General features: G+C 63.0%; 2 protein-coding genes. Both read right to left on the bottom strand.

From position 1 onward, the window contains the following. Nucleotides 1-47: 47 nt before the first annotated feature. Nucleotides 48-575, bottom strand: a complete 528-nt coding sequence (locus EOA33_RS35670) for a molybdopterin-dependent oxidoreductase (protein WP_127407718.1) — start codon at nucleotides 573-575, stop codon at nucleotides 48-50. A gap of 208 nt (nucleotides 576-783) precedes the next feature. After that, nucleotides 784-1,422: (2Fe-2S)-binding protein (locus EOA33_RS35665; protein ID WP_190234495.1), on the bottom strand; the 639-nt coding region annotated here is incomplete at its 5' end.

Raw genomic sequence — 1,422 nt, 5'->3', positions numbered from 1 at the left:
CGCCAGGCTTTGCTACTAGACCACATGGCTGGACGTAAGGCGGAGGTTCAATTGCCAGGGGCCATCGTTTTTATCAGCCAGATCCATCGAGGTTTGCGAACTGGCGTATCGAAGGCTGGATAGTCATCGAGAGGGTAGATCAGCCGCGTGGGACCTTGCGTGCGCCGCGTCAACAGCTTGCCGTCCTGGCGAGTGGCAAGAAGCAGGGGACCTTCGATCCAGTCTTCCTTCGGGATTACCTGCACATAGTCGTCCACCGCCCGCAGGACGACTGACGATTCACCCTCCAATCCGACCAGCTTGACCACATCCCGGAACAGAACGCCCTGAAACACAAGTTGCCCTTTTTCAAAGGGACTTGGGGTGGAAACGCTGTAAAGGCCGAGCTTTTCCAGCTGTCGCAGCGTGACCGGGATCGATTCGCCGTTCTTCTCGACATTGAAAGCAACGGTATCGGGGGGATCCGGATATTTGGCCGGTTCCATGGCGAATGCCGGCAGCATGCCGATTGCCGAAATGACCAGAACAATCAGGATCCGATCAAGTGCAGATAAACTTCTCTCGAGGATCGACACAACGCAGTCCTTTCCATTTCCATGGCCAGTACCAACCGTTGCCGGCTCGCCGATACTGTCGGCGGAGTTGCCATCCTTCCATCGAATGTTTATTTTTCAGTTAGCTTTTGGTTGCAGCGGGCGTCGTTGCAGATGGCCGATGCAGGCTAACCAACGCCCATCGAAAGCATATCAAGGAGCTGGGCGCCAAGCCGGGCCGCCCCGCACGCTACTCCGCCGCCTGCACCCTGCCCGCTCCGATGATGGCGCGAATTTCGGCGCGGCAGGAGCCGCAATTGGTGCCGGCCTTGAGCGCTTCGCCAACGGCCCCGACGGTCGAGCAGCCAGCCCCCACAGCCGCCGCGATCTGGTTGGCGCCGATGCCGAAGCAGGAGCAGACGATCGCGCCGATATCCGGCCGGTCGGCGCCGGCGCGGCCGGCGACAATGCGGAAGCGCTCGCGCTGGCCGGCGTGGGCGGTTTCGAGCTGCTCGGCCGCCCAGCCGCGTGAGACAGCGACCGGGCCGGGTGCGACGAACAGGGCGCCGGCAAGGCGCTCGCCTTCAAAGGCGGCGATGCGGTGCTGGCCGGCGTCGCGGTCGTGATAGGCGAGCAGCTCGGCCTCAGGCGACACGAACAATGACTGGGCGAAATCTGGCCAGTCGATGTTTTCGTCGGCAAAAGCGAGCTCCACCCGCCAGCCGCCCTTGCAGCGGGCCACCGCCCAATAGTCGGCGGCGATGACCTCGGGGCGTTCTCGCATCACGGCGAAGCCGAAGGCTCTGGCGGCGAATTTCTCGATGCGCACCGCGACATGCTTCAGCGCCGGCTGGCCGGAAACAGGGTCGGCGAGCGCCGCGGTCAGGGC

The organism is Mesorhizobium sp. M4A.F.Ca.ET.050.02.1.1 (assembly GCF_003997725.1).
Lineage (GTDB): Bacteria > Pseudomonadota > Alphaproteobacteria > Rhizobiales > Rhizobiaceae > Mesorhizobium.
The sequence above is the reverse complement of the archived record's forward strand: the minus strand, read 5'-3'. Positions and strand labels throughout refer to the sequence as shown.